We start from the raw sequence: 16,889 nt of genomic DNA on the forward strand, positions 1-16,889 counted from the left end.
TTTTTTTTAAAAATAACAAAGAATAAAGTTCCGAATGCCGGACCCGGTTGAGCAGACCGGAAAGCTTAATCCTTTTTTAAGATGCCGAAGATAAGCGAGCTCTAATGAAAAAGTGTTTTTAATTTCCCTTCAGTCTTATTCCAAAATCTTTTGAAATCCATAAAAAATTATTTGCAAGTTGCAAATAATTATGGTTTACTCCTGCCATCCGCTAATTTTTCAGGAATCAGATCATGCTCCCCATCCCCAGACAAGAACTGGATGAAGTGTTATTTGACGCCCTTCGGGCGATCTACCGGTTCGAACAGATAAAGGTGGCCCGGTTTTCCCTCAATTTTGACGCCGTCTACCTCCTGCAGTTTCTCCGCCGCCACGGCCCCGCCCGGATTCAGCAGATCGCCGATGAAATGCACATTCCCGTATCATCGGGCACGCGCCTGGTGGACCGCCTGGAAAAAATGGAACTGGTCAATCGGGAAAAGGGGCGGAAAGACAAGCGCCAGATCTGGGTCTCTTTAACTGAAAAAGGCGAGGAAAAGGTCCATGCGGTGGATGAGCACTCCTATACGGTTTTGATAAACAACCTGGCCAAACACGAATTCAACACCGAAGAGATTGAATCCTTCGTTCAAACCGCTGAAAAGCTCAACCACCTGCTGGATGTATCTGATCAGCTATGAAACACAGGCTATGCCGAGGTGAAGATGGACTATGATGCTGCGGAAACGCATTTAACTCAAAAACCCGGGATTTTCATGCCATGTCAAGTCCATACTGGATCAAAACGCTGATCAACAAAACCTTTTCCACGCGATTTTTCATGTCCAGGCTGACCCATTTCCGCCCGATCGGGCGGATCGTGGATCAAATGCTTTTTAAAAACGACGATATTATGTATCTGCCCAAGGATCAGGTCGTTGAAAAAAAACATGTGATTGACGTGGGCGAGGCGGTTGAAGAACCGGAAAGCCTGGCCGTCCCTTCAAAGGTGGTGGAGCACTTTATCCGAAACGCCGGCACCCACTGGATCATGGATTTCTGTATCTGCCGGGATTCCGCCCGGTGCAAGGATTATCCGATCGAATACGGCTGCATTTTTTTGGGGGATGCGGCCAATGACATCAACCCCAAGTTCGGCCGCCGGGTTGGCATGGAAGAAGCCCTGGCCCACGCCAAAAGATGCCGCGAGGCGGGGCTCGTGCACCTGATCGGCCGCAACAAGCTGGATACCGTGTGGTTAAATATTGGGCCGCCGGAAAAGCTCATGACCATCTGCAACTGCTGTCCATGCTGCTGTCTGTGGAAGATGCTGCCGGCGATTACGCCCCTCATCAGCTCAAAAGTATCCCGCATGCCCGGCGTTCACATGGAGGTCACCGATCAGTGCGCGGGCTGCGGCACCTGCACAAAGGGCGCCTGTTTTGTGGATGCCATACATCTCTCGGGCGAGCAGGCGGTGATTGATCAAGACGCGTGCCGCGGCTGCGGCCGGTGTGCAGCGGTCTGCCCCAAGGGGGCGATTCAGGTGGTGATCGAGGATGAAGCCTATATTGACCATACCATCCAACACATCTCCGAAACGGTGGATGTGTCGTGATTGACGCCTGATTAACGGAGGCAGGCCTGTTTATGAGAAACATTCTGATTACCGGCAGCACCGGCTATCTCGGCCGCCGTCTGGCAGCGGCTTTACGGCAGAACGACCAAATCGGTGAAATCGTGGGCATTGACATCCAGCCGCCGACGAACCCGGCGGAAGGGGTGACGTTTTATAAAAAGGATATCCGCGACCCGGATATCGGCGGCATTTTATCCAGGCACCGGATTGACACCCTCTTTCACCTGGCATTTGTGGTACAGCCCGTCCATGATATCCGGCGGATGCATGACATTGATGTAAACGGCAGCCAAAATATTCTGGAAAGCGCGCGCACCGCCGGGGTTTCCCATGTGCTTGTGACCAGCAGCACCCTGGCCTACGGCGCCCATCCGGACAATCCGCCCCTGCTTTCAGAGACCCACCCCTTGCGGGGCAACCGGACATTTCCCTATGGGTATTACAAGGCAGTTACAGATGAGATGATCCAGCGGTTTGCCGGGGCGAACCCGCAGCTTACCGTCACCATTCTCCGGCCCTGCACGGTTTTCGGCCCGAGCATTGACAACTACATCTCCCGCATGCTTTTTATGCCGGCCACGGTTCGCGTGGCCGGATACAACCCGCCGGTACAGTTTGTCCATGAGGATGATTTTGTCGCCGCCTGTCTGGCGGCCATGAGCGCAGAAATGGGCGGCGCATTCAATATCACCGGGGACGGCACGGTCACGGTGGATGAAATTGCGGGCATTATCGGCACCCGGGTCCTGCCCGTGCCGGCCTGGATCCTTTACCCGGTGATAGAAGCGTTGTGGCGCCTGCATTGCCCCGGCATTGAGGTCAACAGGGGCTATTTGGACTATGTGCGATATCCGTTTGTCACCTCCAACCAAAAGACAAAAGAGCAGCTGGGGGTTTATCCCGGATATTCTTCAAGAGAAACAGTGGCGGCAACAGCAGGGAGGCATATCAATGCTCAAAGCCCGGCGAAAAGCCAGACTTAAACGGTTTTCATTTAAAGACAACTATCTGAGCGTACTTTTGCTGGCAGGGCTGTTCGCCTGCGGATTTATCATCTCCCTTGCCTACGGGTGGCCCGGGATTGTGGTATATCTGGCCCTGTGGGCGCTTTCCTACGGCATCATCTATGCCGGCACCTGCCGGCATTGCGCCTATTACGGCGAAAAATGCCCCATTCCCCTGGAAGGCAGCTGCGTGCCCCGCTTTTTTGAGAAAAAAGACAGCGGCTTCGGCTTTATGCCGCTTGTCTGGGCCACCCTGGTTTACGGACTGCGGGTGATTCTGCCGGTATACATCATTTTTGAACAATCGATGGTATTTGCGGGAGTGATTTACCTGCTTCTTTTTCTTGCCTTCTGGATGGTGCATCTCCGGTTTTCCGGATGCCCCAACTGTATTAATACCGACTGCCCTTTGAATCCCGATTACCCGGAGATTCATCCTTAAACGCGATTTATATCTCCCGGCCGGTCAGCTCCCTGAATATCATTTCCGCTGTGGCAATGCCCCCGGCGATGCCGGGGCTGTTTTTGGCGGCTGAGACATTAAACAGATTTACGGGGGCGTGTTTTTCCTTAATCGGCCCCTTTAAAACCTCGTCCACGGACAGGCGGCGGCCGTAGGCATTTCCCAGTTCCCCGCCGGTATCCGCAAAAGGATTTAAAGGTATCAAATACCGCCTGCCGCCGCCCGCTGGCAGATCTCTTCCGCGGATTCAAAGCGGTGGGTCAAATAAATGGCCAGCCGGGCCTCCTCAGGCGCGAAGAGCCTTTCTAATATCCGCAATTCAACGCCGGAACGGGTAGCGGGATAGCCCACCGGCATTTTGTCCAGATGCTTTTGAAGTGTTTGATAAATCGCTTTTTGATGATACATTAGGGTCGTATACTAAACATGAAAACAGGTTCCCTGCAAGGTTGAAAATCGCTCAATGTAGGTTGAAATACATAGAAGCCGGAGGCAAACAATGCTGAAATTTCTGCCCGCACCCGTCCGCGGGGTCATTGCCCTGATGCTCTATACGCTAAACACCTTAGGGTGCTTTATCACCATGTTTCCCTTCATCCTCGTCAAAGCGATCATTCCATTGGACCGGGTACGGCTTTTCCTCACAAAAGTCCTGATGGTCCTTACCATGGCCTGGATCAACATCAACAGCCTGATCCTGATGATGACCCAGAAAATCGAATGGGATGTTAAGGGGCTTTCCGGGCTGAATCCCAAAACCTCCTATCTGGTGATCAGCAATCACCAGTCCTGGGCCGACATTCTTGTCCTCCAGCATCTTTTCAAACACCGGATCCCGTTTTTAAAATTTTTCCTGAAAAAGGAGCTGATCTGGGTGCCGTTTCTGGGCCTCGCCTGGTGGGCACTGGAATTTCCGTTTATGAAGCGCTATTCCAGGGAGTTTATCCAAAAGCACCCGGAGCTTAGGGGAAAGGACATTGAAACCACCCGAAAGTACTGTGAAAAGTTTAAAAAATCCCCCATTTCGGTGATCAACTTTTTAGAAGGCACCCGGTTTGATGTGTCCAAGCGGCAAAAGCAAAAGTCCCCCTACCAGCACCTGCTGCTGCCCAAAGCCGGCGGGGCGGCCATTGTGCTGTCCGCCATGGGCGACTGCCTGGACCAGATCATTGACTTCACCATCGCCTATCCGAAGAATGAAACCGCCCCGTCTTTCTGGGAATTTTTAAAAGGCGAGATCCCCAGGGTGGCCGTCCGGATCCGTTGCCTTTCGATCCCCGAGGAATTTATCGGCAGAAATTATGAACAGGATAAGGCGTTTCAGGAAGCATTCAAGCAGTGGGTTAATGCCCTGTGGCAGGAAAAGGATAAAACCATCGCAGGGGTTTTGGAGGCGTACGGGAAAGAATGAGTATCAATCTCGTAAAAAGCGGTTTATGCCGCCGCGACCACATTTTTGCCGAAAGTAGCTCAAAAAGGCGCTCAAAATCCGTCCATACTGTCATTTCGAGCGGCAGCGAGAAATCTTTGCAATAAGATTCCTCGTCACTATCGTTCCTCGGAATGACAGTGGCGGAAGGTTCTGGAATAACGCCAGAGCTGATATTTGCGGACTTGGGCGTAGCTGCCAAGGGCGCGCTCAGCGGTTTCATAAAAGGGGATGCCGGCCTGGCAGAAGGCGGCCGCAAATTCCTTTTCAAACCCCGGGATATTGACCATCAGAAACGGACAGCCCGTATCCCGATAGACCCGGATAATCGAATTCGTATACGTCTCATTCAGCTCCCGGCTAAGCCCCGCGCCGATTGAAACCACCGCATCCACGCCCGGATCATCGGCAAGGGCGCGGGCGGCTTTAATATATATATCGATATCAAACGAGGCGCCAAGGCCCACGTCCACCGGGTTGGCCAGGCTGGTGCCGGTTTGGGGCACGAATTCAGAAAGCTTTGTGCGCGTGTCAGCGGATAGCTCGGCCAGTTTAAGGCCCTCATCCCCGCAGGCCTCGGCCGCGCCCACGGCCATACCGCCCGGACCGGATAAAATGGCGATGCGGTCACCCAGCCCGTCCGGCAGCAGGGAAAAACTCATCAAGGCATCGGTTAACCAGTCAAAGCCTTTGACCGGCACCGCCCCGCTTTGGCTGACCACCGCCTGCCAGATCCGCCGTCGGCTGGCCATCGCCCCCGTATGGGAGTTGGCGGCTTTTTGTCCTTCGGGATTGAGCCCCACCTTCCACAGGATTACGGGTTTTTTAAGGGATGCGGCTTTAAGCGCATTTAAAAACCCCGGCCCGTCCCCGATACTCTCGAGATAGCCGCCGATAACAGCCGTTTTCGGGTCTTTGGCCAGGTAATTCAATATATCCGTTCCGGTGACATCGCATTCATTGCCCAGGCTGACCGCCTTGCTGAAGTAGATCCCCTTATCCGCCGCAATCCGGCCCAGAATATTGGCGAGCGAGCCGCTGTGCGAGATAAACCCGACGGGTCCGGGCTTCTTTGACAGCCCGGGGAAAAAGGAAAGACCCGATTCCGGCACATAAAGCCCCATGCAGTTAGGGCCGAAAAGCCGCATCCCGGATTCCTTTGCCACCCGGGCAAGCTCGGCCTCCAGATGCCGGCCCGCCTCGGTGCCGGTTTCCTTGTATCCGGCGGTAAAAAGCACCGCCCCCTTGACGCCTTTCTCCACACACTCGTAAATTACCGGCAGGGCATGCTCATGCGGCACCAGGATGATGGCCAGATCCACGGCATCCGGAATCGCGGAAATGCTCGGATAGGCTTTCAGGCCGTCAATCTCTTCGGCCGTGGGATGCACCGGATAAATGGCGCCGGAAAATGATTGATCCAGCAGGGCCATTAAAAAAACCTTGCCGGTTTTAAGGCCCCGGGGCAAACCGACAATGGCCACGGATTGCGGATAAAAAATCTGATCCAGTTGTTTTGTCCATACATCCCCGCCTGCCATAAACTATTCCTGAGACCCTTCTTTTATCGCAAGCCCGATCATCGCATCCACCGCCACCGGCTTGCCGTTGAAGATAATCAGCGGATTAATGTCAATCTCTTTTATTTCCGGATGGTCAAGCCCTATGAGGCCGATGGCCACCAGGATGTCGGCAAGCGCCCCCCGATCCGCGGCCTCCATGCCGCGCACCGCATCCAGGATCCGGCTTCCGCGGATCTCATCCATCATCTCCAGGGCGTCAGCCCGCTCAATGGGGGCAATACGGAAAACCAAGTCATTTAAAATCTCGGTCAGTATCCCGCCCAGGCCGAACATCACGGACGGACCGAACCCAGGGTCGCGAATCATACCCGCCACCAGCTCCCGCCGGCCGCCCAGATACTCCTGCACCAGCACATCGCCCGCCCCGCCTGCCGCCATGGCATCGCAAATTTCTGCATACGCCGATTCGGCCTCGGCTTCATTTCGGATATCCACGCGGACAACGCCTTTTTCGGATTTATGGGCCAGTTCCGCGTCACAGCCCTTTAGTACGACAGGATAGCCGATGCGTGCTGCGGCATCCCGCATTTCGGTTTCATTTTTTGCCAGATATTCCCGGGTGACGGCAATCCCATAGGAGGCCAATACCTGCTTGGATTCATATTCAGAAAGGCTGCGTTTGCGGTTTTTATAGGCGTTTTGCAGGATGTCCATTTTTCTGCACTATTTTTTTTATGAAATCATTTACTATTTATCCCTCAACATCTCCAGGGCCACGATGATGCTGACCTCTTCGCCGATAACCCCCATTTCGGCAAATTTCCCATTGCCCACGGTGTAATCCAGCCGGTTGATGGTAAATTCCCCCTCGAATCCGGCCACCTGCTCGCCCTTCTTAAGCGGGTTATCCCGGATGCCGAAATAGGTGAACGGCACGGCGATTTCCCTGGTCACATCCTTGATGGTGAAATCGCCTTCTACCATGTATTGGTTATCCGATACATGCTTAACGTTCGTGCTCTTAAAAGTCATTAAAGGATGTTTGGAGGCATTGAAAAAATCCCCGGACCGCAGGTGATTGTCCCGCTTGACGATATTGGTATCAATGCTTGCCGTATCGACTTCAAACTCAACACGGCCGGCATCCTTGTTCTCCGGATCAAACTGGATATTGCCCCTGAAACCTTTAAACATACCCCGCACGGTGACATAGGTGTGGCGCACATCAAAATAAATGCTGGAGTGGTTCTTATCGATCTTCCATTTCTGCTCCTCCCCAGAGGCAAAGCCTGCCAGGAAAAGTACAAGTAAAACAACGGTAAGGGTGATCTGAAGTTTGCTTTTCATCTCCTGTCTCCTTTTTCAATAGATGTTATCCGTGCCGTGCGGTAAAACGCTCCGGTCTTTTGCCGGATTTGACGCGGCGCAGCAGCTGCTCAAAGGCCCGGTTCAACTTGATAAAGGTCTCATGATCCCCCCCTTTATCCGGATGATACTTACGGGCCATCTGCCAGTACTGGCGGGTCAGCGTTTTAACGGTCATTCCGGCAACCGACTGCTCATTTATTCCCATAAGGGAGACCGCCTCTTCCTCCTTCATCCGGTGCTGCGGCGCCGGCTGCCGGGCTCTCCGCTTTCGGGCTATCCACTCCCAGATCATATCCTCCAGATAACGACTCTCGCCGAAATCGTTATCAAAAAACCAGCACACATAGCGGATCATGTAATCATTCAACCGATCGGTGCAGCCCAGGTCCCCCCAAAAATCCGCATCCGCATTCAGCCGGCAGACCTCTTCCAGAAAACAGGCATCCACCTTTTCCTGATCCAGCGCCTGGGGATACTCGCGCGAAATCATGCTGGTAAAGTGACCGGCCACATTGAAGATAACGTATGGGTAGGCTTTTTTCTCCTTGGCCCCCAAAACCTTATTCTCCATTTCCATGAGGTATTGTTCGATCTCGTCCCGGGATTTATCAAGCAGATCCCGGTAGATCTTTTTGGGCGCCCGTTCGATGCCCGACTGATCCATTTCAACAAAGCGCAGATAATGCATCCTTCGCCTGTCAAAAAGGTGAAAATCCGTTTTTTCCGCCCGTGTCACATGCTCCCGCAGGCGCTGCTGATCCCTGCGGGTCATGCCCGCATGGGCGAACCCCTCGATCACCCGCTGGGTTTCCGGATCCAGGTACGGAAAAAAGACCCGCTCCAGTTCATCATTGTCCGGTTCCACCCCGATTTCCGAAAGCCCGTCGCACATATCCTCATGAAAATAAAAGGCATGGCCGTCATCCGGGTAAACCACATAGTCCGCCGGATCACGGCCCAGGTAAAAAAGATCCCGGCTTTTTAAACCTCCGCCGTCATCAAAGCTTTGCCGAAGATAATAGTGAGTATGGCCTTTGATGCGTTTTCTTGCAATATACATAGAAAATTCGTGTCCCTGGTTTTTGACATATGGGTAATAAAAGTAAGATAATACCATTTGCAGAAACGGCAAACACGCGCCGATGGGGGAGCTATCCCGAGAGCGGGGTGTAGGATAAAAAGATTTGAAACCTCGCCAGGTGGTTTTTCAAATCCCGGACAAGGCCTAAATTGAGATCTTGCGGGTGAATGGCGATGCGTAAGGGGCCGCGGAAAACATACTGATTGATGAGATTGGTAGTCCTTATTGCCTTTACCCGGAAACGGGTATCGGCCATGTAGCCGGTCACCGGCAGGTAAAGCATCCGGTCAGCCGCCGCGTTATAGACGCCGGCCTGGGTTTCATAAAGCCGAAAAGGCAGGGTTTTTAGTTTTTTCTTTCCTATGCGCCCCATGGCCCAGGCAGGCGGCACATAGAGGATGGGCGCCGCCAGGCTGTTCTGACGAAACCAGGAATAAGAGTCGGTAATAATATGAATAATTTCATCTTCAGAAAGGGATAGGTGCTCGGCCTCATTTCTGGAAATGACCATCCCGTGCAGCCGATGCCACGCGGAGGCAATCCTTTTGGCCCGGTGCTGCCAGCCATGGCCGGCCAGTTCATAACCGGATGCCTGAAGCGACTTTAACTGGTTAATATCATTTTTCGACCACTGGCAGCCGGGCACCACCAGCAGGGTTACCGGAAAAACCGCCCGCGCCTCAAGAAACCGGAGGATGGCCAAAACCTGCGGCAGGTTTTTTGGCATCACATCATGGATTGAAACCAGGGCGGCGCGCTTACGGAAATGTCCGAGTTCGGGCGTCATTTCAGGGCTTCGCCGGCAATACGGGCGAGCAAGTCCACCCACTGGCGCACGGTTTGATGATTAAATCGGGCGGCTGCCTGATGGCCGGTTTCCGCCTTCTCAAGCCGCTCGGAAAGGCTTTTTCTTGAAATCCGGAAAATGGCATCAAACAAATCCTCATCAGGCGCCATGGCATAAACCCCGGGGGCCAGATCCGGCCAGTTTAAAATTCCGCAGTTCTCTGATACCAGGACCAGGCGCCGCCGGGCCATGGCCTCAAGGGCAATGGTGCCGAAGGCCTCCACTTTTGACGGCAGCAGCAGCATCTCAGCGCTGTCAATCACCTGCTTGACCCCGTCCCTGGATACCCAGCCGACGTATTCAATATTGGGCGCGGTGTCAGCCGCTTTTTCCACTTCCGCCCGGAGCGGTCCGTCGCCTGCGATGGTAAACCGGATATGCGGGAACCGTCGGGCGGCCTCAAGTATGTCCCGGATATTTTTTTCAAGCGCCAGCCGGCCGGCGTAACAGACAGAAGCAAATTTCGAAGACATGGGCGAAAAAGGGGGCTCCAAAAACGGTTTGGCAATAGGGGTACCCACCATTTCCGTGTTCTGCGCCCCGTCCGCCAATGCACCGGCAATCATTTCCCCGCTGTTTCCCACCACAACGGCGCTGGATTTAAAAAACATCCAGTTCAGGGACTTCATGTAAAACCGGCTGAAACCGCTGAATACAGAAGTCCAATAAATATCGGTCAGCTTATCATACTGAGTGTGGTAGCCGGCACACAAAGGAATACTCAGATACCTGGCAATGGCCAATCCGATGAGCCCATAGGGGCCGGGCGTGGGAATGACGATCACATCCGGGCAAACCGATTTGATCCGCTGCCAGATCCAGCCGACCTTTGGCAGATACAGCCGCTGGGTCGGGTCGCCGGGCAGCGGAAATGTGAGCTCATGGGCATAGGCCTCGGGAGCGGCGCCTGGGCTCAATAGCTCGGCATGATCGATATAGTCGGCCAGATGATCGACCAGATCCGCATAATACGATCCCACGCCGTTGCGGCTCGCTATGGCATCTGATAAAAACAGCACCCGGAGCCGTTTTTCGTCGATTTCCGCCATATCCGCATCGCCTGTGGCGTCTTTAAAAGAAGGCATACAACTCCTTAATTTGGCTTTTCCGCTGCGCGCGCGTCCGGCTAATTTTCCGTGGCGGTATCAGGCTCAGGCGGATTATAGCCGAACTCGTCAAACACATCTGAAAACTGTTCATAAATCATGGCGTCTGTGAGGTCGTATGCGGACATATCATACTTGTGGCCGCTTTGGTACTTTTTCTGGCGCGCATCCTGATTTTGGATATAGGCCGCAAATGCCGGCGCCATCCCATACCCCAGGCGATCATAAATGGTTCGGACCACACTTTCCAGCCGGTCCTTAAGATCCTCCATCCGGACGATCATCTGCCGGTCTTCGGGCATTGCGGCCAGCCGCTCCATCATATGGGTATACGCGTAGCGCTGGACCGCAATCATCTGATCCCGGAATTCATGGCCCCGTGTATCATTGTCGAAAATCTCCGCCCCCGCCATCATGGAGCTGATATGGGACGGGATGGCGGCTAAGGGGCTGCGCACCGTGCCGATGATCCGGCTGTCCGGAAAGGTTTGCTTGAGCGCATCAACCATAGGAGAGAATGAAACGTTCTTAGAAAAAAAAATTTTATCCGTCCCCCGTGCGTATAAGTGCCGCTTGAGGCAGGATTTGTAAAACGCCATGATCCGGTCTTTATCCGCATCAGTGGCCTTGTCATCAAAAAAGGCCAGATACCCCAATTCCTCCGGAAACGGAAATGGCAGGATCATTATAAAACAAGCGTATATGGGAACCAGCGCAAAATAATCCTCCTCCGGGTCAGAGAGCGAAATCTGATGGATATTATCCAGGCTCGCGAACACCCGGCGCTCCAGCCATTTGATGAGGCGCGCAAACGGCGCGCCGATCCATTGATCCATGCGGCCGAGGCCCAGCCAGAATTTGCGCTCAGTAACCGACGGCGCGAGGATAAGCTCCCATAGGGTCAGCGTGGTGAAGCGTTCACTGTCATTGGCCAGTACCCGGTGGAGAAACGTGGTGCCGCTCCGCGGCACGCCAACGATAAATACCGGTTCCCGAACCTCGACAGACCGATATTTCCGAAACAGAATGTCATCCAGGATAAATCCGATCCAGTGCATCGTCTGGACAAAAAAAAGTAAAGGAAAAAACCCGGCCATCACTAAAAATCGCCGGACCGTCAACCGCGCCTGGGTATCCCGGCTTCTGAAAAATGTTTTCCAGAACAGCCGGAAAAATGTTTTGTAACTGATAAGCAGATTTTTGAGTAAAACAGAAGGTGCCATGATCCGACCCTTATCCATGCCAATCGCGATTTATATCATCCCGGTGTATTCTTGCACTATGCGAGACATCATTTGACACAGTCGATGCGGTGAAATTGGAAATCCGGCCAGGCCTTACATCTCCTCGACTTCGTAATACAGAGTATACCGAGCGAGAATCTCGGCGATCTTATCCTTGATGGCCGCCAGGTCATGGCCGGCCGCGGGTTTTACCCGGATCTTGACTTTTGTGCCATGCACCTTGTCTTCGCCGACTTCCACGTTAACAGATTCGACCATATCCCCCAGGGCTTCAAGCTCCTGCTCATAGGCGCGCTTGGTGGCATCCCACCGAAGCGCCGGCTTGAATATCTTGCCCACCGGCGTCAATGGGATTTGGGGGGTAATCACCACCTCTTTAGGCACCGCCGCCCGCTCGCCGACATTTTCCCTGGCCCACTGCATGATTTTTTCTTCGTCAATTTCTGCGCCCTCGGCCACTTCCACATAGGCCACCGGCACTTCACCGGCATGCGGGTCCGGCCGGCTCACCGCGGCCACCATTTTGATATTTGGCATCTTGTAAATCGGCTCCTCGATCATGGCCGGATCAATATTATGGCCGCCCCGGATGATCAGCTCCTTTTTCCGGCCGGTGAGAAAGACATAGCCATCCGCATCCATCCGGCCCAGATCGCCGGTATTGAAATAGTCGCCCGGCAGCCAGATCCCCTGATTATGGACCTCTTCGACATAGCCTTTAAAAATCGTGGGGCCTTTGATAGCCACCACCCCGATCTCATTGGTCTCGGCATCGCGGACATAATTGCCCTCATCATCCAAAACAGCGATCTTTAACGACTGATAAGGCATCCGGATCCCGATGCTGCCGACTTTTCGCTCGCCATCCTTGGGGTTGATGGCCGAGGCCACCGCCCCCTCGGTCAAGCCATAGCCCTCCAGGATCTTGATGCCGGTATGCGATTCAAAGCGCTTGAAGAGCTCCACACTTAAAGGAGCAGCCCCGCAAATCACATATTTCAGAGAAGATATATCCACCCCCTCTGTGGGGAGATCCAGCAGCACGGAAAGGATGGTCGGCACACAGGAGAAGGTCTCCGCGCGGTATTTTTCAACAATTTTATAAAAATTCTTCATAATGCTCTGATCCCGGTAGCCCATGGGCGATAGCATCACCACATGCCCGCCATAGGAAAAGGGAGCAAGCCCTGTCACCAGAGTGCCGTTGCAGTGAAACAGGGGTAGACCGCACATCAGGGTCGTCTCCTCGGTCAGCCCGCCCATCACCATCAGATCCCACGACATGGCCACCTCGTTGTAATGGCTTCGGCGGGCCAGCTTCGGCGTGCCGGTGGTGCCGCCCGTATGGTATAGCGAGGCGATGTCATCCGGATCGATGCGGCGGTCGAATGTATACTTGTCAGATGGGTATTTTTCGATGGCCTCGTCAAAGTTGATGATATTTTCCGCCTCATTGGCCTCGCCCATAATCTGGATGACATACTCCAGGGTGGGAATCTCCTTGCGGATGGAATCGATCTTCGGCCACATATCAATGCCCTGCACGTTGCCCATGGTCACCAGCACCCTGGTCTGGGCCGCCCTGCAGATATCCCGGATGGTGCCCGCCTCCAGGAGGGGATTTATGGGGTTGGCAATGCCGGCGGCCTCCGCCCCCCAGAGCACATAGTGGGTCTGCGGCAGATTGGGCAGCACATAGGTAACCACATCCGTGGGGCCCACCCCCAGGTCATGGAACATATTGGCTGCCTGGCGAATCCGGCCGATCAGGGTCTGATAGGGAATCTCAATGGGCTGATCATAGGAATCGCCGTTTAACAAAAAACTGATCGCGGTCTTGCCCGGATTTTTGGCCGCCCCCTTTTCCAGGATTTCGATGGTGCTTTTTTCCGGAATTCGTTCGGAATAAGGGATTTTCTCAAGCTCTCGGATGTCTTCCAGGCCGCGGATAATAAATTCTTCACTCATGCCCCCCTCCTTTTCTGAATGGGTATAATTAGATTTTTAAATTGAATGCAATTCAGTTTAAAAACTTTATTATATTTTGGACCTCAATGCAACCGCTAATTTTTATTTAAAAATCAGGATGAAAAATCCCCCTAAATCCCCCTTTTGGCAAAGGGGGACTTAAAGGAAATTGCCTTTTTTATAAGCATTTTCCAAAGGCAAAGGCATTGAATCTTTTAAACCGTGAACCGTGAACCGTGAACTGTGAAGGGAAGTTACATGGAATGGCATCCGGTTGTCAGGCAGTGGAAAGCATTTGCGGCAAGGCCTGATCACCTGACAACCGGACAGAGACAGGGGCTTTGAATATTAATTAAACTGATCCCGCAGAATCCGCTTCAAGATTTTGCCGGTGGGCGTGCGCGGGACTTGATCGGTGAACACTACCTTTTTGGGGATTTTGAATTTGCCGATTTTGCCCTGGCACCACTCGATGAGTTCCTGCTCGGTCAGGGCTTCACCTTCCTTGATCATGACCACTGCCTTGATGGATTCCCCCCATTTCTCATCTTCAAACCCGATCACCGCCACATCCCCGATTTTGGGGTGACTGAGCAGCACATCCTCGATTTCAGCCGGATAGATATTCTCGCCCCCGGAGATGATCATATCTTTTTTGCGGTCCATGATATAGAGGAATCCGTCTTCGTCCATTTTCCCCATATCACCGGAGAACAGCCATCCGTCCTTCAGGGTTTCCGCTGTGGCCTCCGGCTTGTTCCAGTAGCCCTTCATCAGGTTGGTCCCGGCGATCAGCACCTCGCCCATTTCATCGGGGGCCACGTCATTTCCCGCCATATCCACCACCCGGATCTCATTATGAAAAAAGGGCGGCCCGCAGGAGCCGGCTTTTTCAATGGCATTTTCGCTGTCAATAACCGTGGCCGGCCCCGTACATTCGGTCATCCCGTAAAGCTGGCGGATCTCGATGCCCGAGGCGGCATACTCCTTGATCAACGACACCGGCACAGGCGCGGCATAGACAAGGGCCATTTTCACCGTATGCCAGTCATACTTGTCAAAATCCGGAATCTGGCGCAGAAACATGAGGATTGCCGGCACTGACCCGAACCAGGTTATCTTTTCCCGACCCATCAGCTCAAGAAAATTCTTGGGCTCAAACGCGCGCTGAAACACCATCTTCATGCCGAAATGCACGCACATGGGCACAGGGGCAAGTCCGCCGATGTGAAAAAGCGGCAGGGGCATCAAAAGCACCTCCCCGATATCCCCGAAGGTGGCACGCAGGGTGACGGACGTTCCGAAATAGCCGTTATGCGTAAGCTCCGCTCCTTTGGGCCGGCCGGTGGTGCCGGAGGTATAAAGAATGGTTAGGGTATCCTCATCACCGCAGGTGATTTCAGGCTCCTTGTCAGAGGCGCCGGCGGTCAGCTTCTGATAAGAGCTGGCGTATTCGGGCGGGCTTTCCATGAGGGCCACCAGATGCTCGCAGGGGATCTCGTCTTTTATGGCCTCAACCACGGAAGCAAACTCCTGGCTGAATATCAGCACTTTGGCCCCGCAGTCGTTTAGGATATACTGGATTTCCGGCCCGGCCAACCGATGATTGAGGGGCACCATAATGGCGCCGATTTTTCCCAGCCCGAAATAGAGGTCAAAAAACTCGGGCTCGTTTAACGCCAGCATCGCCACCCGGTCCCCGGAGCCAACGCCCAGCTGCCCGATGGAGTTCACGAACCGGTTGCAGCGCTGATTGAGCTGCTGGTAATTCAGGCGCACATCCCCCAATACCAGCGCCTCTTTTTTAGGGCTCAGAACCGCCCGCTTGGTTAAAAAACCGCCGATATTCATCTTCATAAGGCCTGCCTCCTATTTTAAAGCATTTAACAGCACGTATCCGCCAAACCTGGTTAGCTCTCCATTTACCACCGTGCATTGGGCGGCATCCGACCCCACCAGGCGCTCCACCCGTATGCGGGCTTCTTCGCTTTCCGGCACCCAGGCCACCGGCACCCCGTTTGGCGAGTTTACGGTATCACCGTCTGATACCACGGTATACTCCGAACCAACGGGCACTCCGGTCACTTTACCCGCATTGATGTATACACGGTTCTCTTTGACGGAAAACACCCGGCAGTGCGGAGGCATCACCCCAGCCTTGCGCCGGGCGTAATCAAAGACCTCGGCCATGGCATGCTGAAAAAAGGCCCCAGCCTGCTCGCGACCCTCAATCCGGTCGGTGATTTCAATTTCCGGATACTGATACATAAGGGCCGCATCCCACAGGGTTAACCGCACCGCCGCCTGCCCGGGGAATGTTTCGGGCAGCCGGGCTTGGTTAACCGTCAAAAGCATCCGCACCCCCGGATACAGCGCGGCATTCTCCGCTATACAGGCGATATCGGTTACCGCTTCGCAGTCCGTGGATGCAACTGCTTCCCGCATGCCGGTATCGTTAACCAGCAGCATATTTTCATCTGCCGCCTGATTGGCCGCCTGCATCAGGCGGCCGGCCGCTGTAGCAGAGAATCCGTCCTTTTTAAGCAATACGCCGATTTTCAGCGGGTATGCGCGCAAATTCGGCGAAGCAGCCGGGGCGGCGGCCATTTTTGGGGGTTGATCCGACTTTTCTTCTTCGCTTTCAAGTAAAACGTCATCTGTTGCCGCGCTCTGGCTGTCCTCAATCCCCCGGGTTCTGAAGTAATCCCCTGACATCAAATGCGGCTGATCCACTGTTATCCGCCGGATTTCGGCGTTGGAATAAGTCTCGCCCGACGCCTTTTCCCCTGATACGATATCCGGCTTCGGCCCGATAAGTGAACAGCCGCAAATAAATATCAAAAAAATCGCGGCGCCCATCCATTTCAAAAATCGCGGATGATGGTGCAATGTGCACTCCTTCTAAGTAACTTAATCGTACTCAGTCCCGCGCGAGCGGGACGGTTCTCGTACTCGTGCTCGTACTCGAAAAAATCAAAAGCCGATTACGAGTACGAGTACGAGCACGAGTACGAGTACGAATCAGCAGAGATTGAATTTTTAACAAGGTCGGCACGGTGGCCGACCCTACGATGAATCGGGTTTTTCCCCATTCGTAGGGCGGGCCACCGTGCCCGCCTGAAAAATAGATAGAACAAATTTACCGTGCCTCAGTGCCTTTAAAGTTATTATAGGCTCGGTCCCGGGCGACAGCCCGGGGGGAATACTGCCAAGAAAAAGAATGGCGGCCCCCGCCGTT

General features: G+C 53.7%; 17 protein-coding genes. 5 read left to right on the top strand and 12 right to left on the bottom strand.

The features are described from left to right. Positions 1-233: 233 nt before the first annotated feature. From U5L07_06775 to U5L07_06790, 4 genes are all read left to right on the top strand, one after another. Complete coding sequence (locus U5L07_06775; protein ID MDZ7831437.1) at positions 234-680, top strand: MarR family transcriptional regulator; 447 nt, start codon at positions 234-236, stop codon at positions 678-680. 80 nt (positions 681-760) lie between these two features. Next, positions 761-1,597, top strand: a complete 837-nt coding sequence (locus U5L07_06780; protein ID MDZ7831438.1) for a 4Fe-4S binding protein — start codon at positions 761-763, stop codon at positions 1,595-1,597. Positions 1,598-1,629: 32 nt separating this feature from the next. After that, entirely contained in the window at positions 1,630-2,601 is a 972-nt protein-coding gene (locus U5L07_06785; GenBank protein ID MDZ7831439.1) for an NAD-dependent epimerase/dehydratase family protein, read from the top strand. Beyond that, a complete protein-coding gene (locus U5L07_06790) occupies positions 2,570-3,064 on the top strand; it encodes a hypothetical protein (protein ID MDZ7831440.1) in 495 nt (164 codons plus the stop codon). Before U5L07_06785 ends, U5L07_06790 begins: the two co-directional genes overlap by 32 nt. Before the next feature lie 7 nt (positions 3,065-3,071). On the opposite strand, the gene U5L07_06795 is transcribed toward U5L07_06790, so the two are convergent. Together U5L07_06795 and U5L07_06800 are read right to left on the bottom strand one after the other, a co-directional pair. Next, positions 3,072-3,290, bottom strand: a complete 219-nt coding sequence (locus tag U5L07_06795; protein MDZ7831441.1) for a hypothetical protein — start codon at positions 3,288-3,290, stop codon at positions 3,072-3,074. Then, positions 3,287-3,493 (bottom strand): hypothetical protein, encoded by a 207-nt coding sequence (locus U5L07_06800; GenBank protein MDZ7831442.1) that lies wholly within the window; start codon positions 3,491-3,493, stop codon positions 3,287-3,289. Before U5L07_06800 ends, U5L07_06795 begins: the two co-directional genes overlap by 4 nt. 91 nt (positions 3,494-3,584) lie before the next feature. On the opposite strand from U5L07_06800, the gene U5L07_06805 reads away from it, so the two are divergent. Beyond that, the gene (locus tag U5L07_06805; GenBank protein ID MDZ7831443.1) at positions 3,585-4,496 is read left to right on the top strand and encodes an acyltransferase; all 912 of its coding nucleotides are present in this window, start codon (positions 3,585-3,587) and stop codon (positions 4,494-4,496) included. A gap of 137 nt (positions 4,497-4,633) precedes the next feature. Here U5L07_06805 and U5L07_06810 read toward each other — a convergent pair whose 3' ends face one another. The 10 genes from U5L07_06810 to U5L07_06855 all read right to left on the bottom strand — a co-directional run bounded on the left by U5L07_06810 (position 4,634) and on the right by U5L07_06855 (position 16,540). Then, on the bottom strand, positions 4,634-6,055 hold the full coding sequence (locus U5L07_06810; protein MDZ7831444.1) for a CoA-binding protein: 1,422 nt from the start codon (positions 6,053-6,055) through the stop codon (positions 4,634-4,636). A gap of 3 nt (positions 6,056-6,058) precedes the next feature. Further along, complete coding sequence (locus U5L07_06815) at positions 6,059-6,751, bottom strand: acetate--CoA ligase family protein (protein MDZ7831445.1); 693 nt, start codon at positions 6,749-6,751, stop codon at positions 6,059-6,061. Between the two features lie 33 nt (positions 6,752-6,784). Beyond that, positions 6,785-7,384: a YceI family protein gene (locus U5L07_06820; protein ID MDZ7831446.1), complete on the bottom strand. Its 600-nt coding sequence runs from the start codon at positions 7,382-7,384 to the stop codon at positions 6,785-6,787. Between the two features lie 25 nt (positions 7,385-7,409). After that, entirely contained in the window at positions 7,410-8,465 is a 1,056-nt protein-coding gene (locus tag U5L07_06825) for a J domain-containing protein (protein ID MDZ7831447.1), read from the bottom strand. A gap of 91 nt (positions 8,466-8,556) precedes the next feature. Beyond that, the gene (locus tag U5L07_06830) at positions 8,557-9,273 is read right to left on the bottom strand and encodes a polysaccharide deacetylase family protein (protein MDZ7831448.1); all 717 of its coding nucleotides are present in this window, start codon (positions 9,271-9,273) and stop codon (positions 8,557-8,559) included. Next, positions 9,270-10,418, bottom strand: a complete 1,149-nt coding sequence (locus U5L07_06835) for a glycosyltransferase (protein MDZ7831449.1) — start codon at positions 10,416-10,418, stop codon at positions 9,270-9,272. The genes U5L07_06830 and U5L07_06835 overlap by 4 nt, the downstream gene beginning before the upstream one ends. 41 nt (positions 10,419-10,459) lie before the next feature. Then, positions 10,460-11,662 (bottom strand): sulfotransferase, encoded by a 1,203-nt coding sequence (locus U5L07_06840; protein MDZ7831450.1) that lies wholly within the window; start codon positions 11,660-11,662, stop codon positions 10,460-10,462. A gap of 114 nt (positions 11,663-11,776) precedes the next feature. Beyond that, a complete protein-coding gene (locus U5L07_06845) occupies positions 11,777-13,651 on the bottom strand; it encodes an acyl-CoA synthetase (GenBank protein ID MDZ7831451.1) in 1,875 nt (624 codons plus the stop codon). Positions 13,652-13,999: 348 nt separating this feature from the next. Further along, positions 14,000-15,508 carry a long-chain-fatty-acid--CoA ligase gene (locus U5L07_06850; GenBank protein ID MDZ7831452.1) on the bottom strand — a complete coding sequence of 503 codons (1,509 nt, stop codon included), beginning with the start codon at positions 15,506-15,508 and terminating at the stop codon, positions 14,000-14,002. Between the two features lie 12 nt (positions 15,509-15,520). Further along, positions 15,521-16,540 carry a hypothetical protein gene (locus U5L07_06855; GenBank protein MDZ7831453.1) on the bottom strand — a complete coding sequence of 340 codons (1,020 nt, stop codon included), beginning with the start codon at positions 16,538-16,540 and terminating at the stop codon, positions 15,521-15,523. Positions 16,541-16,889: the final 349 nt, after the last annotated feature.

It is taken from the genome of Desulfobacterales bacterium (genome assembly GCA_034520365.1).
Classification (GTDB): Bacteria; Desulfobacterota; Desulfobacteria; order Desulfobacterales; family Desulfosalsimonadaceae; genus M55B175.